Origin of the sequence: Nocardia yamanashiensis NBRC 100130 (assembly GCF_001613325.1) — a bacterium.
Lineage (GTDB): Bacteria > Actinomycetota > Actinomycetes > Mycobacteriales > Mycobacteriaceae > Nocardia > Nocardia yamanashiensis.
In genome coordinates this window covers 227,940-245,227 of sequence record NZ_BDCD01000016.1, presented here as the reverse complement: position 1 = coordinate 245,227, position 17,288 = coordinate 227,940, and the positions used below count along the sequence as shown (strand labels likewise).

The window sequence follows — 17,288 nt, the reverse complement described above, 5'->3', positions numbered from 1 at the left end:
ATCTGCTCCTGCTTCTCGTGGCGTCGGGAAGGTGCGCTACGCGGATCGGGTCAGCTGCTCCAGGGCGGCCAGCGACTCCAGACCGGTCAGCACCTCGGCGTCCGGAATACCGAAGTCGATCAGGCAGGCGATCTCGTCCACCCCGATCGCCCGCAGCCGCTCGACCATGGCCGCCGCGCCGGCGGGGGTGCCGAACAGGCCGTTATTGCGGTAGTAGCGCTCGAATGCGAAGTCCAGCACCCTGGTCCGGGTCTTCTCGTCCAGGCTGTCCAGGGCCTCGGAGCCGCGCCGCCACAGGTCGACCGAATCCTCGAGGTAGCTCTTGAACGGGCCCTCGACGGTCTTGCGCACCCGGGCCTCGTCCGCGCCCACGAAGGTGTGCAGCATGACGGTCACGATGCCCGCTTCCGCGCCGTGCCCGTGCTCGGCACGCGCCTTGCGATAGGCGGCCAGCTTCTCGGCCAGCTCGTCGACTTCCTGGAACAGCAGGGCGGTCAGGATGTTCGCGCCCACCGCGCCCGCCATCTCGAAGCGTTCGATGCCGCCGCTGCAGGTCAGCCAGGTCGGCAGCGCCGGCTGCACCGGGGCCGGGAAGATGCGCACCGCACGCTCCTCGCCGACGCCGTTGGCCAACGCGACGGTCTCGCCGCGCCACAGTCGCTGCACGGTATCCATTCCGGCCCTGGTGATTTCGACCCGGTCGGCGTAGCTGTCGCCCGCGAGCACGAAATCGTCCGCGTTCCAGCCGGTGGCGAAGGCGACGTCGACGCGGCCGCCGGACAGGTTGTCCACCACCGACCAGTCCTCGGCCACCCGGACCGGATTGTGCAGCGGCAGCACCACACTGCCCGCGCGAATCCGCACCCGTTCGGTGCCGGCCGCCAGCGCCGCGCCGAGCACCGCCGGATTCGGGTACAGCCCGCCGAACTTGTGGAAGTGCCGCTCGGGAATCCAGATGGCCTCGAAGCCGTGCGAATCGGCGAAGCGGGCGCTCTCCAGCAGCAGCCGGTAGCGGTCGTCCGCCTGCCGCTGCGCGTCACTGGAGAAGAACAGCAGGCTGAATCGCATACGGTCCGAGGGCGTCTCACCGCCGCAACCGGCTTCGCCATTGCCGGTGCGCGCGGTCGCCATGGCCGCCACATCGGCGAGGCTGAGCCCGTCGAAGATGTCCTCGGCGGTGATCTCGGTCTGGTACCGGTCCTCCAGGATGTTCATCAGCTCCGCGGCTTTCACGGAGTCCAGCCCCAGTGAGGTGAGTGGCGAGTACGGGTCCACCGTGTCTCGTTCCAGCCGTGCGGCGGCCCACTCCACGAAGAAGTCCAGCACTGGTGTCGTATCCGGCGATCTGCTCAATTCCGTCCTTTCCTAGCGTGCCGCTGTCGTCGAGTACGTCTCCCGGAGAAGCTGTCGCTGAATCTTTCCGCTGGTCGTCTTGGGCACCTCGCCCTTGCCGACGAATACGACCCGGTGCACGCCGATGCCGTGCACGCGGCTCACGATGTCGCGAATCGAACCCGCCAGCGCCGTCGCGTCGCCGGCCTGCGCGTCGGTGAGTTCCTGCACCACCATGACGCGGTCCTCGTCGTCGATGCGCGCGGTGAAGACCGCGCAGCCGCCGGGCCGCAGCGCGGGATGCTCGGCCAGGATGGTGCGCTCCACGTCCTGCGGAAAGATATTGCGGCCGTGCACGATCATCAGTTCCTTGCTGCGCCCGGAGATGTACAGCTCACCGTCGGCCACGAAACCGAGGTCGCCGGTGCGCAGATACGGCGTGCCGTCGCCGTCGGTGAGGGTGGCGTGGAAGGCGCGTTCGGTCTCGGCCGGCTTGTTCCAGTACCCGGCGGCGATGCTGTCGCCGCGCAGCCAGATCTCGCCGATCCGGTGTTCGGCGCAGCGCTGCCCGGTGTCGCGGTCCACCACCGCGATGCGCTCCGGCGCCATCGGCCCGACGCTGATCAGCTCGCGCCCGGGGGTTTTCGGCTCGGCCACGCCGCGATCGAGATCGATGATCGAGAAGGCGCGGGAGCGAGCGCCGTCGCCCGGACGGCCGCCGCTGACATACAGCGTCGATTCCGCCAATCCGTACATCGGCACGAAGCTCGCGCCGCGAAAGCCGCTGGCGGCGAACAGGTCCGTGAATTTGCGCAGAATGTTCGGGTCGACCGGTTCCGCGCCGACGAAGGCAATGTCCCACCCGCTCAGATCGAGCCCGGCCGCATCGGCCTCGGACACCCGTTTCGCGCAGAGCCCGTACGCCAGGTTCGGGCCGCCCGCCACCACGTGCGCACGCGCGGCGATGGCGCGCAGCCAGATGAGCGGATCGCGCAGGAACGTCATGGGCGAGAGCAGGACGCTCGGGAAGCCGACGAACATGGGCAGCAGCGCACCCTGGATCAGCCCCATATCGTGGTACGGCGGCAGCCACGAGACGATCGAATTGTCCGGTGTAAGAGCGTTTTCGGACTGGATGAGCCCGAGGTTTACCATCAGATTCCGGTGCCGGACCATGACGCCCTTGGGGGATCCGGTCGAGCCGGAGGTGTACTGCAGGAAGGCGATGTCCTCCGGGTCCGGGTGCGTGGCCTCGAAACCCGTTCCGTCGCTCGCGCTGCCGGTGTCGACGACCCGAATGTCCGGTCCCAGTTGCCCGTCCCCGATCGGCACCGTCGCCAGCGGAGCGATGGCCGCGGTAGCGCCGCAATCGCGCACGATCGCGGTGAGCGCGACCAGCTGATGCGCCGATGCCGCCAGGTGCACCGGCACCGCGATGCGCCCGGAGAGCAGGCAGGCGAAGAAGGCGTAGACGAATTCCGGTCCGGGCGGGCACATCAGCAGCACCCGGTCGCCCGGCGCGGTGACTTCGGCTACGCGCGCGGCCAATCCGGCCGCCCGGTCCCACAGGGCGCGGTGATCGACGACGGTGTCGGCTTGCCGATGGTTCGAGAAGATGTACGCGGAACGCTGCGGGGTCTTCGTCACCCGCATCGACAGGATGTCGACCAAAGTGCGAGGTTCACGCGCTGATTGCCCGACATTCATCCGCCTGGCTCCTCCCGGAGTATGAGCAGCTGAAAAGAACAGTCCAAAGGCCCATCCTGGCAGAGCCGGACGGGTGTGAAGCCATGTAGCGGCTCATCGCCAGCGTGTCGCTCGTGATCAGCCGACCAGTAGTTGCGTGTGGTGCATCCGTCCAGGTCCGGGACGCGTGTCCCTGCACCGCATCACACGGGCGGGGTGGCATCATCGTCGCGTTCGAGCCACGGTCGGAGCGATATTCCCGGCACCCGGGAGGAAAGCGAGGGGGCGCCAGCATGTCGAGCGTTGCCACGGATGTGCTAGATCGCGAAAAGGATAGCACTCCCGTCGATTTCACAACCGCTTTCTGGAAACCGTTGACCAGGGTCGCGTTCCGTTTCTGTTTCGCCTATTTCGGATTGCTCTGCCTGCTGTTCGCCCAATTGGTGCTGGTCTTCACCGGACCGCTGTTCGTCTATCTGGCGGCGAGCGCGGCCGGCGGCCAGATGGACTCGATCGACGATTTCGTCCGCACGGTCAGCACCACCGTGTTCGGTACCGAGGTGGCCCCGCTGCGCAAGTCCTACAGCGGCGATCAGGCCCCGCTCTGGGTGCTGATCTTCTGCGTCTTCGGCGCCGCGGTCGCGATCACCCTGGTGTGGTCGGTGCTGGACCGCCGCCGGACGGCCTATGTGAGACTGCACGCTTGGTTCCTCACCGCCGTCCGCCTGTGCCTCGGCGGGCAGATGCTGTTCTACGGCATGGCCAAGGTGATCCCGTTGCAGATGCCGCGGCCCACGCTGATCACCCTGTTGCAGCCGTACGGGGATTTCAGCGCCACCGGGGTGCTGTGGAACCAGGTCGGGTCCGCGCCGGTGTACGAAATGCTCTTGGGCACAGCCGAAGTGCTGGGCGGGCTGCTGCTGTTCCTGCCCCGCACCGCGACCCTGGGCGCGCTGCTGAGCCTGGTGAATCTGGCCCAGGTGTTCGTGCTGAACATGACCTTCGACGTGCCGGTCAAGCTGCTGTCGTTCCACCTGGTGCTGATGTGCCTGTTCGTGCTGGCGCCGCAGGCCGGGCGGCTGGCGAATGTGCTTGTGCTGGAGCGGCATTCCGGTCCGATGACACAACCGCCGCTCTTCCGCGGCGCGCGGGCGAACCGGATCGCCGCGGTGGCGATGGCGGCGCTGGGCGTGTGGGTGCTGGCCGGTGGGGCGCGGATGGCCGCCGAGGGTTATCGGGTGCAGGGCGACGGCGTGCCCCGCCCGCCGCTGTACGGCATCTGGAACGTCACCGAGTTCACCCTGGACGGCCGGTCGCTGCCGCCGCTCACCACCGACGAGACCCGCTGGCGGCGCTTGGTTCTGGACACCAGGAAGGCCGCCTATCAGAAGATGGACGATTCCTTCGTGCCCGCGGTCGCGACCGTGGACACCGGAACCAATACCCTCACCTTGACCGGGCCGCCGCTGGACGAACAGGCCCCGCCGAGTGAAATGCCGCCGTTCACCTACACTTTCAGCTTCGAGCAGCCGGCGGCGGATCAGCTGGTGCTGCGCGGGGAGTACGACGGGCGGCCCGCGACCCTGACCATGACGGCGCTGGATCCGGATACGTTTCCGTTGCGCGACGGCGACTTCCATTGGATCCAGGAGTATCCCGACCTCGGCAAGCTGATCCGCTGAAGCTTGCGCGCGAGTGGCGTCAGGCGAGCGTGGACTTGTGCTTGCTGTCCTCGTAGGGCACCAGCTCGCCGATCCGTCCGTCGCGGATCAGCTCGACGAAATCCGGATTGGCCAGTACCGCACGCCCGACCGCGGCGATATCGAATTCGCCGCGGTCCAAGCGCCGCCGTAGCCGTTCGAGCGAGATCACCTCGGCGGGTCCGCCCGCCGCGGCGGCGTCCTTGGCCAGCCCGATCGATCCGACGATGACGGCGGGCCGCCCGGTCACCTTCTTGGTCCAGCCCGCCAGGCTCAATTGCCCACTCGGCCCGGCGATTCCGGGAAATTCGGGCTCGTCGAAGCGCCGGGTCGAGGGATGGAAGGCGGCCACCCCGGCCTCGGCGAGCGGCCACAGCAGTTCCTCCAGCTCGGCCGGTCCCGCCGCCGCGCGAGTGCCGGACCGCCCGGCCCGCCATTGCGAAAACCGGTAGGTGACCGGCATTTCCGGCCCCAGCTCGGCCCGGACCGCACCGACCAGTTCGGCCGCGAGCACGGGCCGGATGGGCAGCATGCCGTGCGCGCCATGGATTTCGACGCCGTCGAACCCGGCCCGCCGGGCCTGCCGCGCCGCCTGCGCGTAACTCGCGATGATCCGCTCCGCCTCGACGCCCCAGCGCACCCGGTCCGGTTCGCCGACGTACATCAACTGCGCGAAGATCGGCACCCCCTCGGCGTGCACGGCGGACACGATCGCGGTCCAGGCCCGCAGCGCCGACGGCTGCCGGATCGCGGCGATACCCGAGCCCGCCGGGCTCGCGCCGACGGATATGCCCTCGCTGATGATCAACCCGAAGCCGCCGGCCGCGCGCCGCCGATAGAAGGCCCCGAGTTCGGCGGCCGGCACCCCGCAGCGCGCGGCGTAGCGCGAGAGCGGGGCCATGGCGAACCGGTTCCGCACGCGCAGCGGGCCGAGCGTCGCCGGCGTGAACAGTCCCGATAGGTCGATAGCGTCGAGCGCGTTCCGCATGGCCTCCCACTCCCGTTTCCGATGTGGTGTACAGCCCGTCCCTGACCGGAACCGTCCGTATTGTAAGCACGCGCTCGCGAACGGAATCGGATTCGATCGCGATAACAGGGCACAGGCAACTCCGGCAGCGCGTAAACCACCCGGTCTACCGCACTGCCCATATCGGGCCCAAATCGGTGTTTTTCATGACCGCAGCGAGAAATTTTGCAGGATACGTGCCGGTAACCCCGTCGCGCGGTGTACCTGAACGCGCCCGGAGGGGCATAGTACGCGGAAAGAGCAGTGGCAATACTGTTCGCCTGTTCGCCCGACCGGGCCGGAATCGTGGAATGGAAGGAGCTGGCGAGTGTTCAGCCGCATCGCCATCGTGAACCGGGGAGAGGCCGCTATGCGGCTCATCCATGCCGCCCGCGACCTGGCGGCAGAGACCGGGCAATCGATCGAAACCGTCGCGCTTCACACCGATGTCGATCGGAACGCGACATTCGTGCGCGAGGCGGATATCGCCTACGACCTCGGTCCGGCCGCCGCGCGCCCGTATCTGGATCTCAAGCTGCTCGAGCGCGCGCTGCGCGAGACCGGCGCCGACTCCGCCTGGGTGGGTTGGGGTTTCGTCGCCGAGGATCCCGCCTTCGCGGAACTGTGTGAGCAGATCGGGGTCACCTTCATCGGCCCCAGCCCCGACGCCATGCGCAAGCTGGGCGACAAGATCGGCGCCAAGCTGATCGCCGAAGAGGTCGGGGTGCCGGTCGCGCCGTGGAGCCGCGGCCCGGTCGAGACCATCGACGAGGCCAAGGAAGCCGCCGAGCGCATCGGCTACCCGCTCATGCTCAAGGCCACCGCGGGCGGCGGCGGGCGCGGTATCCGCGTCATCACCGGCCCGGAAGAGCTCGAGGACGCCTACGAGCGCACCCGTCAGGAAGCCGCGCGCGCCTTCGGCAGCGGCGTCGTGTTCCTCGAGCGCCTGGTCACCGGCGCCCGCCACGTCGAGGTGCAGGTCATCGCCGACGGGCAGGGCACGGCGTGGGCGCTGGGCGTGCGCGACTGCTCGGTGCAGCGGCGCAATCAGAAGATCATCGAGGAGTCGGCCTCGCCGGTGCTGCGGCCCGAGCAGGCGGCCGAGCTCAAGGCGTCGGCCGAGCGGCTGGCCGTCGCGGTCGGGTACTGCGGCGCGGCCACCGTCGAATTCCTCTACCACCCCGGCGACGAGCTGTTCGCGTTCCTCGAGGTCAATACCCGCCTGCAGGTGGAACATCCGATCACCGAGTCCACCACCGGCTTCGACCTGGTGCGCGCACAGCTGCACGTCGCGGCCGGCAACAAGCTCGAGGGTGAGCCGCCGGTCGAGCGCGGGCACGCCATCGAGGCGCGGCTCAATGCCGAGGATCCCGATCGCGACTTCGCGCCCGCGCCGGGCCGCATCGCGCGCCTGGATCTGCCGGCCGGACCGGGCATCCGGGTCGACACCGGCGTCAGCCAGGGCGACACCATCCCGGCCGACTTCGACTCCATGATCGCCAAGATCATCGCCTACGGCCGCAATCGCGAAGAGGCGCTGGGCCGGCTGCGCCGCGCGGTCACCCAGACCCGCGTCGTCATCGAGGGCGGCGCGACCAACAAGAGCTTCGTGCTCGATCTGCTGATCCAGCCCGAGGTGCTCGACGGCAGCGCCGACACCGGCTGGATCGACCGGGTGCGACCCGAAGGCCGCCTGGTCTCGCATCGCCACTCCACCATCGCGCTGGCCGCCGCGGCCATCGACGCGTACGAGGAGGAAGAGCGGGTCGAGCGGAATCGCCTGCTGTCCACCGCATCCGGCGGGCGGCCGCAGGTGCAGCACGAGAGCGGGCGGCCGCGCGATCTGAAGCTGCGCGGCGTCGGCTACCGGGTGCGGGTCGCCCGCATCGGCGCGCATCGCTTCCGGGTCGGGGTCGAGGCCGGCGGCGAAACCCGCACCGCCGACGTCGATCTGGAGCGTTTCGACGATCACACCGGGCAGGTCGTGGTCAACGGCGCCCGCTACCGCCTGACCACCGGCACCCACGGGCCCGTGCACGTGGTGGACGTGGACGGCGTCACCCACCGCATCAGCCGCGACGAGGGCGGCGTGGTCCGCTCCCCCGCGCCCGCGCTGGTCGTCGCCACCCCGCTGGCCGTCGGCGACGAGGTGGAGGCCGGGGCGCCGGTGCTGGTGCTGGAATCCATGAAGATGGAAACCGTACTGCGCGCGCCGTTCCGGGCGCGGTTGAAGGAATGCGCGGTGTCGGTCGGCACCCAGGTGGAGACCGGTGCGCCGCTGCTGCGCCTGGAGCCCATCGCCTCCGAGGACGATGCGGACGCCGAGGCCGCCGCCACCGGCACCGCCACCCTGGATCTGCCCGATCAGGCCGCGCCGGTGCGCCCGCACGAGCGGCTGACCCGCGGGCTGCAGGATCTGCGCAGCCTGCTGCTGGGCTTCGATGTGGACCCGCACGACGAGGGCCGCGTCATCGCGGACTACCTGGACGTGCGCCGCACCGTGGTGTCCGATCACCGCCGGCCGCTCGCCGAAGAGCTCGAATTGATCGAGGTGTTCACCGATCTCGCCGAGCTGAGCCACAACCGGTCGTGGGACGACGAGGGCGTGCAGAGCCATGTGCACAGTGCGCGTGAGCATTTCCACACCTACCTGCAGAGCCTCGATGTGGAGCGGGCCGGGCTGCCGGACTCGTACCAGGCCAAGCTGGTCAAGGCGCTCGGGCATTACGGCGTGACCGAACTGGACCGCACCCCGGACCTGGAATCGGCGGTCTTCCGCATCTTCCTGGCCCAGCAGCGGCCCGCCGACACCGTCAATGTCATTACGACGCTGCTGCGTTCGTGGCTGCGGGAGCCGGTGCCGAGCGGATCGCTGTACGAGCCCGCCGGTCTGGCGCTGGAACGGCTGGTCACCGCCACCCAGGTGCGTTTCCCGGTCATCGCCGATCTGACCCGTGGCGTCGTATACGCCTGGTACGGACAGCCTCTGCTGCGCCGCAACCGCGCTCGCGTGTACACCAATGTGCGCAAGAACCTGCGCTACCTGGATCTGCACCCGGAGACCACCGACCGTTCCGAGCGCATCGCCGATATGGTGCGCAGCACCGAACCGCTGGTGCGGCTGCTCGGGCAGCGCCTCGTCCGCGGCAATATCGACAACACCGCCATGCTCGAGGTGCTGACCCGCCGCTACTACGGCAACAAGGACCTCACCGACGTGCGCACCCGGGAAGCCGGCGGCTGCACCTTCGTGAGCGCCGAACGCCGTGGGCTGACGCTGATTTCGGCCGCGGGCAGCTTCGACGAACTCGGCGCCATCCTGCGCGGGCTGGCCGAACTGGCGCACGCCTCGGCGTCCATCGAGGTCGATATCTACCTCGGCTGGGAGAAGCAGCCCGAGGACTTCGACGCCATGGCCACCGCGTTGCAGGAGGTGCTGGACGGGCAGGCGCTGCCCAACCAGGTGCACCGCATCACCGCCACCGTCGCGGGCAGCGGCGGCGCGGTCATGCACCACCACTTCACCTTCCGGCCCTCGGCCACCGGGATGAGCGAGGAGCGGCTGATTCGCGGCCTGCACCCGTTCATCGCCCAGCGCATGCAGATGAAGCGGCTGCGCAAGTTCGACCTCACCCGGCTGCCGTCCTCGGACGACGAAGAGGTGTACCTGTTCCGGGCCATCGCCAAGGACAATCCGTCCGACGAGCGGCTCATCTCCTTCGCTCAGGTGCGTGACCTGGCGGCGCTGCGCGACCACGACGGACGGCTGCTGGCGCTGCCGACCGCCGAGATCGCCATCGCCACCTGCCTGGACTCGATTCGCCGGGCGCAGGCGCAGCGGCCGTCGGCCAAGCGGTTCAACACCAATCGCGTGATCATGTACATCTGGCCCGAGGTCGATGTGACGCGCGAGGAGCTGGAGAAGGTGCTCGGCGGGCACGTGCTGCCGCTGACCGCGGGGGCCGGGCTGGAGGAGATCCTGCTCATCGCCCGCCAGCGGGATCCGCAGACCGGGGAGCTGGCCAAGATCGCGGTGCGGATCGCGTTCGACGCCACCGGCGGTGCGGAAGTCAGCATCGGTGAGCGCACCGAAGAGGTCGTGGAGCCGCTGGACGAGTACCGGCAGAAGGTGCTGCGCGCCAGCAGCCGCAATACCGTGTACCCGTACGAATTGACCAGCCTGCTGGGCGATTTCACGGAATACGATCTGGATGCCGCGCACGCGCTGGTGCCGGTGGATCGGCCCAAGGGCAATAACAAGGCGGCGATCGTGGCGGGCGTGGTCAAGACCGCGACCCCGTCGTACCCCGAGGGCATCACGCGCGTGCTGCTGCTCGGCGATCCCACCAAATCCCTGGGCGCGCTGTCGGAGCCGGAATGCCGGCGGGTGATCGCCGCGCTGGATCTGGCCGAGCAGTTGCAGGTTCCGCTGGAGTGGTACGCGCTGTCCTCCGGTGCGCGCATCTCCATGAAGTCCGGCACCGAGAACATGGACTGGGTGGCGGCCGCGCTCAAGCGGATCGTCGAATTCACCCAGGACGGCGGCGAGATCAACATCGTGGTCTCGGGCATCAATGTCGGCGCCCAGCCGTACTGGAACGCCGAAGCCACCATGCTCATGCACACCAAGGGCATTCTGGTGATGACCCCGGATTCGGCCATGGTGCTGACCGGTAAGCAGGCGCTGGACTTCTCCGGCGGCGTGTCGGCCGAGGACAACTTCGGTATCGGCGGCTACGACCGTGTCATGGGCCCCAACGGTCAGGCGCAGTACTGGGCGCCGAACCTGAACGCGGCGCGCGGCGTGCTCATGTCCCACTACGAGCACACCTACATCGCGCCCGGCGAGGCCATGCCGCGCCGCACCGCGACCAGCGACCCGATCGACCGGGACGTCTCCGACTTCCCGCACGTGGTGGCCGGCAGCGACTTCACCACCGTCGGCGAGATCTTCTCCGCGACCGCCAACCCGGATCGCAAGAAGCCCTTCGACATTCGCACCGTCATGCGCGCCGTGGCCGACCAGGACCATCCGGTCCTGGAGCGCTGGGCGGGCATGGCCGACGCCGAAACCGCGGTCGTTCAGGACGCTCGTCTCGGCGGTATCCCGGTGTGCCTGTTGGGTATCGAGTCCCGGGGCGTGTCGCGTCGCGGCTATCCCTCCACGGACGGTCCCGACACCTACACCGCCGGCACCCTGTTCCCGCAGTCGTCGAAGAAGGCGGCCCGCGCCATCAATACCGCCAGCGGCAATCGCCCGCTGGTGGTGCTGGCCAACCTGTCCGGCTTCGACGGTTCCCCCGAGTCGATGCGCAAGCTCCAGCTGGAGTACGGCGCCGAAATCGGCCGCGCCATCGTCAATTTCGAGGGCCCGATCGTCTTCTGCGTCATCTCCCGCTACCACGGCGGCGCGTTCGTGGTCTTCTCCAAGGCCCTGAACCCGAACATGACGGTCCTGGCCCTGGAAGGCTCCTTCGCCTCCGTCCTCGGCGGCGCCCCCGCCGCCGCCGTCGTCTTCGCCGGTGAAGTCAGCGCCCGCACCGCGGCCGATCAGCGAGTCCGCGAACTCGCCGAACGCGCCGCCAGCACGGCCACCGCCGACCGCGCCACCCTCACCGCCGAACTCGACGAAATCCGCTCCTCCGTCCGCACCGAGAAACTCGGCGAAGTAGCAGCCGAATTCGACCGCGTCCACAATATCCAGCGCGCCGTCGAAGTCGGCTCGGTAGACGCCATCATCCGCGCCGCCGACCTCCGCCCCCGCATCATCGCGGCCATCGAATCCAAACTCCCCGGCGCGGTCACAACCGACTAACCCACCCCACAAATGAGTAGGGCCCAACCCCAAAAGGGTTGGGCCCTACTCATTTCCCCCTACCCCAACCACGGCCCCTCCCTCCGCTCCCGATAATGCCCAAGCCGCAACCGCACAGTCGGATGCACCGGCATCCCCTCGAGCTCCTCCAACGCCACGAACCGAACCTCGGTCGACTCCTCCGAAACCCGAATCTCACCCCCCACCACCCGCCCGAAATACACCACGGCAAACTCCTGCCGAACCTCCCCATCCTCATAAGCAATCACATGCTCCGGATCCGTATAAATCCCCAACAACCCACAGACCTCAATCTCCACCCCCGTCTCCTCCCGAGTCTCCCGAACCACACACTCCCCCAACGTCTCCCCCACCTCCATAACCCCACCCGGCAACGACCAGTTCCCCGAATCCCCCCGCCGCTGCATCAACACCCGCCCAGCCTCATCCACCACCAGCGCCGCACCACCAGGCTTCAGCGAGTTCGGCTTGGGTGCATCAGGGTCCTTGTAGTAGTCACGCCGACTACCCATCGCTTCCTCCAGTCCTCTTGCCCATGCGCTACCTCACCTCGTTGCCCGAGGTCGTGAATCATGAGGGTATCGACGGCAAGGCACTCGGTAAACTGAGGACGAAAGGCTGATCATGGGCAGGATCGAGTACTACAACGACCCGAGGGCGCCCAAGCCGAATTCGCTTGTGGTGGCTTGCAATCTGCTCGTCACCGATGAGTCCGGGGCGATTCTGTTGCAGCGGCGGCGCGATACGGGGCAGTGGGCGTTGCCCGGCGGGGCGATGGATTTGGGTGAGACGGCGGCGCAGTGTGCGGTTCGGGAATGTGAGGAGGAGACCGGGATTCTGGCTGAGATCACGGGATTTCTTGGGGTGTACAGCAATCCGAATCACATTGTCGCGTATACCGACGGTGAGATCCGTCAGCAGTATGAGAACTGCTACATCGGGCGGCCTGTCTCGGGGGAACCGAGCGTCAATGACGAGGCGGACGGCGTGGAGTTCGTTCGGCCGGAGGAGTTGGGCCGGTACGACATTCATCCGAGTATGCGGCAGCAGATCGGAGACTTCCTGTCCGGAGACTATCCGTATCTTGGTTGACCGCCGGTGGCGTCTTGGATTCGGGAGACTGCCGACTGAATTTCCGGTGCTGCTCATTGAATGAATCTGCCTACCAATGAAGTAGACCAGGGTTCAACGCTACGAGAGGCGATGATCGGCGTATGGGCGGATTGCTGGTGTTGGTGAATGGGCTTCCTGGTGCGGGCAAAACGACTTTGGGCGCTGCGCTGGCCCGATCGATGGATGCCTGGTTCTTGTCCAAGGACGCGGTGAAAGAGGCGTTGGCCGATTGCCTCGAAGGCGCGCGGGGTGTGCCGGAACTCGGTGGGATCGCGATGGATACGGTTTGGGCGCTCGCGGCGGAGGCGACGGTGGACGTCGTCATCGACTCGTGGTGGTTCAGGCCGCGAGATCTGGGGTTCGCTCGTGCTGGGATCGAGCGGAGCGGGGCACGCCGGGTCGTGGAGGTGTGGTGCGATATCCCTGCCGAGGTTGCCAGGGCCCGCTACGCGGCACGGACGCGTGCAGCTGTGCACCGCGACCGGGAACGGCTGGCCGGCGATTGGAACGACTGGGCCGCTCATGCTGCGCCGCTCGGGCTGGCTCCGGTCGTCGTGGTCGACACCTCCCGGCCTGTCGACCACGCGTTCCTCGCCCTTAGGATCCAGGCGGTACACGACGCTCGAGATCAATGAGCGATCCCTGTTGACCATTCGGGTAGTGGTTCTCTGCACGCGAGCCAGTCCCGTGGCAGGCCGTCGAGAGTTGTTCGGGCGCCGAGGATTCCACCGATGATCGCGCAAGTGGTGTCCTGGTCGCCACCTGCCGTAGCCGCTGTCCAGCATGCCTCTTTGAAATCATGGCCGTGATTGGCGGCAACCCAGAGGCTGAAGGGGACGGTGTCGGCTGCGGCGGTGTCGTGGCCGACACCCAATTTCGCAGCGGCGGTGCCGGGATCGCCGATCGATGCCGCGTGCACGATCTTGTCCTGCACCGGTCCCACCGGAGTGCGGGCTGCGGTCATTTCGAGGAGCGATCCGGAGTTGGCGTGCGGTTCGACGGCGGACAGGGCGGCGGCGACCGCTACCGCGACAGCGCCTGCCACCGCATCCGGATGGGTATGAGTTACTTCCGCCGATGCGGCAGCCTCGGCGACAACCCGGTCCAGGTCGTCGGCGAACCAAGCGCCCAACGGTGCGACCCGCATCGAAGCGCCATTGCCCCAGGACCCTTGGCCACCTCGTGCCTGCTGGGCGAGTTCCCGCCAGTGGTAACCCTTTTGGCGGATCAGCCGCAGTATCCGACTCGTCCCTGGACCGTATAGCCGGTAGATGTCGTAGTGCTGAGCGAACGACCCCGCCAGTGCGTCCTGATCGATCCGCCCGTGCTCGGCCAGCACGGCGAAGATGGAGCACGCCATCTGTGTGTCATCGGTCCACAACCACGGCCCCGGCAGCACCCGGCGTTCGCGCAGCGCAGGTTGATTCATCGCATCCTCGTAGCAGGACCCGAACGCATCTCCCAGCGCCAAGCCCTGCAACGACGCGTATGCCCGCGACCGGGCGTCCCCGCTCATCCGACCAGTCTGGCAGGAACTTCGAGATTCAGTCCTGCCGATCAAGTTCGGCGCTCCGCACCCCCGACCAGCGACGACGGCACGTTATGGTGGATCTGGTGCGCACATCGATACGAGCGAGTACGGCGTTGTTGCTCACCGGAATTGCGGTGTATATCGCCGCCCTGGTGGTCCTGACAGTCAGCGGCGAAACCTCGGTCCGCTTCTCAGCCGACACAGCAGAATCCCGCCCGATCTGGCTCCTGTGGCTACCAGCCGTCGCCGGCTTCCTCGTCGCAGCAGCGCTCCCACCCCGCGAACCCGCCTCCGACCCGTTCACCGCCATCGATCCGCGACAGCTCACCCGCGACACCTGGATGCTGGTCGGCGCAGCAGTCACCTTCGCAATCGGATTGCACCTGGCCCAAGGCGACAACCTCTGGTTTCTCATCCTGAAAACCGTTCTGCTACTGGCATTCCCACTTCTGGTCTGCCACGTCACCTGGACCGAATGGGCACGCCTGAATGTCCGCGGCCGCTGGCTACGCCCCGCCCTCGCAATCACCGCCTACATCGCCACCACCCTCGCCATAGACCCCGGCTGGGAAGGCACCGCCCCCGACATCATCACCGTCCTGGCGGTATTCCTCATCAACGCAGTCCTAGAGGAAGTCTTCTACCGCTTCTGGCTGCAAACCCGCCTGGAATCCCGCTACGGCCGCTGGCCCGCCATCATCCTCACCAGCCTCCTATGGGCAGCCTGGCATTCCGCAATCCACGGCGGCAACGGCCTACTCATCGATTCCGCCGCCGCAATCCTCAACATCGGCGTAACCGGCCTCTTCCTGGGCTACCTCTGGTCCCGCCACCGCAACCCCTGGCTCTTGATCGCCGTACACGGTTTCATGAACGCCCCACCGGCCATGCTCGCCGCAATGGTGTGAGCAGACCATTGCCAGGTCATCACCCCCGCCTCCACTAACCTCGGCAATCATGCCCACGACATTCCCTCCGATCGACCCCTACGCCGAAGGTCTGCTCGAGGTCGGCGACCGGAATAAGGTGTATTGGTGCACCAGCGGCAATCCGGACGGACGGCCGGTGCTGGTAGTGCACGGCGGGCCGGGTAGCGGGAGTAGTCCGGGACCGCGGAAGTCGTTCGATCCGAATATCTTCCGGATCGTGCAGTTCGATCAGCGGGGATGTGGGCGCAGTATTCCGAGCGCGGCTGAGCCGGATACCGATATGACGGTCAATACCACCGAGCATTTGATCGCTGATATGGAACGGCTGCGCATTCATCTCGGGATCGGTCGCTGGCTGTTGTACGGCGGATCGTGGGGTTCGACGCTGATCCTGGCGTATGCGCAGCGATATCCGGAGCGGGTGACCGGGATCGTGATGGTCGGCATCACCACTACGCGGCGGCGTGAGATCGACTGGCTGTACCGGGGTGTCGGGCGCCTGCTGCCCGCCGAGTGGGAGCGGTTCCGGGCTGTGGTTCCCGGCGATATCGACGTGGTCGAGGGTTATCGGCAGTTGCTCGAACACCCGGATGCGCGGGTGCGCCACAATGCCGCGATCGAATGGTGCCTCTGGGAGGACGCGGTCATCGCCCACGAATCCCTCGGTAGCCCAGGCCAATACAGCGCCAAGCCAGACACCCCCATGCTCGCGTTCGTCCGAATCTGCACGCATTATTTCGCACACGCGGCATGGCTGGAGGAAGGCGCACTACTGCGCGATGCCGATCGCCTCGCCGGAATCCCCGGCGAACTGATCCACGGCCGTCTCGACCTCAGCGCCCCACTCGAAACCGCCTGGGCGCTAGCCAAAGCCTGGCCCGACGCCCGCCTGCACGTCATCGACGACTCCGGCCACACCGGCAGCCCCGCCCTGGCCGAACAACTCGCCCACTCCATCTCCCGCTTCGCCCATCCCCTCTGATGTCGGCCGGTCGAGGCACAATCACGCGATGTGAGCTACGACCTGAGAATCTGGGAAGGCCCCCAACCAAGCGACGATGGCGAACTTCGTTGCATGCTGGACAGTTTGAGCGAGGTAGAAGAACGCCGGGTACTGGCAGAAGAGCCTGCGGCCCCGCCGACCGCGGCGATCGCCGACTTCATCCAGGCCCTGCTACGCCGCTGGCCCGACGTCGGACAACGTAGCCCGTGGTCTTCACGCCTCACTCAAAGTGCCAACGGCTCAGTTCTCTACGTCAATATCCGATGGGGTGAAGAGACCAAGGTCTCGGAGTTCGTGGCGGGTCTGGCCAAGGTGTGGGGCTTGAACTGCTACGACGGTCAACAAGACCGCCTGCGGCCATAGCCGTCCTGCGATTCCGGTTGCGGTCCATCCAGAACAACGGGCTGTTGATGGCCACAGTCGAGTTCACCTCCATGCTGATCGTGCGCAATGAAGGCGGCGGTCAGCCGAAAACGGCTCGGAGGACGGACTCGTCACCTTCGATCTCGACCAGGCCGGCAGCAAGGGCATCAGCAAGGGTAATGGCGCCGGCGGCGAGGCCGAGGATGTAGCCGGGTTCGGCGCGGACGGTGGCGTCGAGTGGGTGGCCGTCGTGTAGTCCGACCTCGAATCCCGCTGTTGTGGCGCGGAGTTGGAAGGGCGAGTCGCCGATTTCGAGGCCGATGGTTGCGGTGGGGCGGTGTTGGATCCGCGTGTTGAGCAGGGCGGGGACGGCGAGGGCGAGCCATTCGGGGCGGAAGGTATCGCCGTCGGGGCCGCGGAGCATGAGCGGGGTGGACCAGCGGATCAGGCTCTCGATCGGCTCGCGTAGCTCGGCGCCCCACGGGGTGAGCGCGTATTCGACGATGCTGCCTTCACCCGATAGTCGACGCTCGACCACGCCCGCCGCTTCGAGGTCCCGGAGCCGGTCGGCCAGCAGGTTGGTGGCGATGCCGGGCAGTCCGTCGATCAAGTCCCGGTAGCGCGCGGGGGCGATGAGGAGCTGGCGCACGATCAGCAGATTCCACCGGTCGCCGATGACTTCGAGGGACCGGGAGAGCCCGCAGTACTGTCCGTAACTTCTCATCATTTCCTTCAATCACTTGATGTTCTCAAGTACGCTTGAGAACATCAAGCATACGTTGCTGCCGA

The 17,288-nt window shown here is 67.3% G+C and carries 13 protein-coding genes; 7 read left to right on the top strand and 6 right to left on the bottom strand.

All coding sequences use genetic code 11. From position 1 onward, the window contains the following. Window positions 1-36: 36 nt before the first annotated feature. Both NY1_RS17825 and NY1_RS17820 read right to left on the bottom strand, forming a co-directional pair. Entirely contained in the window at window positions 37-1,353 is a 1,317-nt protein-coding gene (locus tag NY1_RS17825) for a MupA/Atu3671 family FMN-dependent luciferase-like monooxygenase (RefSeq protein ID WP_084535065.1), read from the bottom strand. A 12-nt stretch (window positions 1,354-1,365) separates the two neighbouring features. Further along, window positions 1,366-3,003 (bottom strand): fatty acyl-AMP ligase, encoded by a 1,638-nt coding sequence (locus NY1_RS17820; protein WP_067714125.1) that lies wholly within the window; start codon window positions 3,001-3,003, stop codon window positions 1,366-1,368. Between the two features lie 389 nt (window positions 3,004-3,392). On the opposite strand from NY1_RS17820, the gene NY1_RS17815 reads away from it, so the two are divergent. Continuing rightward, window positions 3,393-4,700 (top strand): DoxX family protein, encoded by a 1,308-nt coding sequence (locus NY1_RS17815; RefSeq protein ID WP_157762302.1) that lies wholly within the window; start codon window positions 3,393-3,395, stop codon window positions 4,698-4,700. Window positions 4,701-4,719: 19 nt separating this feature from the next. Here NY1_RS17815 and NY1_RS17810 read toward each other — a convergent pair whose 3' ends face one another. Beyond that, the gene (locus NY1_RS17810) at window positions 4,720-5,706 is read right to left on the bottom strand and encodes an oxidoreductase (RefSeq protein ID WP_084535063.1); all 987 of its coding nucleotides are present in this window, start codon (window positions 5,704-5,706) and stop codon (window positions 4,720-4,722) included. A gap of 346 nt (window positions 5,707-6,052) precedes the next feature. Between NY1_RS17810 and NY1_RS17805 the strand changes: the two genes are divergently transcribed. After that, on the top strand, window positions 6,053-11,539 hold the full coding sequence (locus NY1_RS17805; RefSeq protein ID WP_067714121.1) for an ATP-binding protein: 5,487 nt from the start codon (window positions 6,053-6,055) through the stop codon (window positions 11,537-11,539). Between the two features lie 59 nt (window positions 11,540-11,598). On the opposite strand, the gene NY1_RS17800 is transcribed toward NY1_RS17805, so the two are convergent. Then, complete coding sequence (locus tag NY1_RS17800) at window positions 11,599-12,072, bottom strand: NUDIX domain-containing protein (protein ID WP_067714119.1); 474 nt, start codon at window positions 12,070-12,072, stop codon at window positions 11,599-11,601. A gap of 112 nt (window positions 12,073-12,184) precedes the next feature. Between NY1_RS17800 and NY1_RS17795 the strand changes: the two genes are divergently transcribed. Together NY1_RS17795 and NY1_RS17790 are read left to right on the top strand one after the other, a co-directional pair. Beyond that, entirely contained in the window at window positions 12,185-12,652 is a 468-nt protein-coding gene (locus tag NY1_RS17795; protein WP_067714117.1) for an NUDIX hydrolase, read from the top strand. Between the two features lie 122 nt (window positions 12,653-12,774). Continuing rightward, window positions 12,775-13,308 (top strand): P-loop nucleotide/nucleoside kinase family protein, encoded by a 534-nt coding sequence (locus NY1_RS17790; RefSeq protein WP_218028381.1) that lies wholly within the window; start codon window positions 12,775-12,777, stop codon window positions 13,306-13,308. Here NY1_RS17790 and NY1_RS17785 read toward each other — a convergent pair. Next, window positions 13,302-14,189: an ADP-ribosylglycohydrolase family protein gene (locus NY1_RS17785; RefSeq protein WP_067714116.1), complete on the bottom strand. Its 888-nt coding sequence runs from the start codon at window positions 14,187-14,189 to the stop codon at window positions 13,302-13,304. The two genes, NY1_RS17790 and NY1_RS17785, sit on opposite strands and share 7 nt — an antisense overlap. A 98-nt stretch (window positions 14,190-14,287) precedes the next feature. Between NY1_RS17785 and NY1_RS17780 the strand changes: the two genes are divergently transcribed. The 3 genes from NY1_RS17780 to NY1_RS43010 are packed head-to-tail and all read left to right on the top strand — an operon-like array spanning window position 14,288 to window position 16,499. Further along, window positions 14,288-15,112 (top strand): CPBP family intramembrane glutamic endopeptidase, encoded by an 825-nt coding sequence (locus NY1_RS17780; protein WP_169815363.1) that lies wholly within the window; start codon window positions 14,288-14,290, stop codon window positions 15,110-15,112. Between the two features lie 49 nt (window positions 15,113-15,161). Beyond that, window positions 15,162-16,115 (top strand): prolyl aminopeptidase, encoded by a 954-nt coding sequence (gene pip / locus NY1_RS17775; RefSeq protein WP_067714110.1) that lies wholly within the window; start codon window positions 15,162-15,164, stop codon window positions 16,113-16,115. A gap of 30 nt (window positions 16,116-16,145) precedes the next feature. Further along, on the top strand, window positions 16,146-16,499 hold the full coding sequence (locus tag NY1_RS43010) for a hypothetical protein (protein WP_157762301.1): 354 nt from the start codon (window positions 16,146-16,148) through the stop codon (window positions 16,497-16,499). A gap of 100 nt (window positions 16,500-16,599) precedes the next feature. Here NY1_RS43010 and NY1_RS17770 read toward each other — a convergent pair whose 3' ends face one another. Next, complete coding sequence (locus tag NY1_RS17770; protein WP_067714528.1) at window positions 16,600-17,223, bottom strand: winged helix-turn-helix transcriptional regulator; 624 nt, start codon at window positions 17,221-17,223, stop codon at window positions 16,600-16,602. Window positions 17,224-17,288: the final 65 nt, after the last annotated feature.

Excerpts from the sequence above, each read along its gene's own strand:
- NY1_RS17810 (WP_084535063.1), bottom strand. The coding sequence starts at position 5,706 with ATGCGGAACGCGCTCGACGCTATCGACCTATCGGGACTGTTCACGCCG.
- NY1_RS17800 (WP_067714119.1), bottom strand. The coding sequence starts at position 12,072 with ATGGGTAGTCGGCGTGACTACTACAAGGACCCTGATGCACCCAAGCCG.
- NY1_RS17795 (WP_067714117.1), top strand. The coding sequence starts at position 12,185 with ATGGGCAGGATCGAGTACTACAACGACCCGAGGGCGCCCAAGCCGAAT.
- NY1_RS17790 (WP_218028381.1), top strand. The coding sequence starts at position 12,775 with ATGGGCGGATTGCTGGTGTTGGTGAATGGGCTTCCTGGTGCGGGCAAA.
- NY1_RS17785 (WP_067714116.1), bottom strand. The coding sequence starts at position 14,189 with ATGAGCGGGGACGCCCGGTCGCGGGCATACGCGTCGTTGCAGGGCTTG.
- pip (WP_067714110.1), top strand. The coding sequence starts at position 15,162 with ATGCCCACGACATTCCCTCCGATCGACCCCTACGCCGAAGGTCTGCTC.
- NY1_RS17770 (WP_067714528.1), bottom strand. The coding sequence starts at position 17,223 with ATGAGAAGTTACGGACAGTACTGCGGGCTCTCCCGGTCCCTCGAAGTC.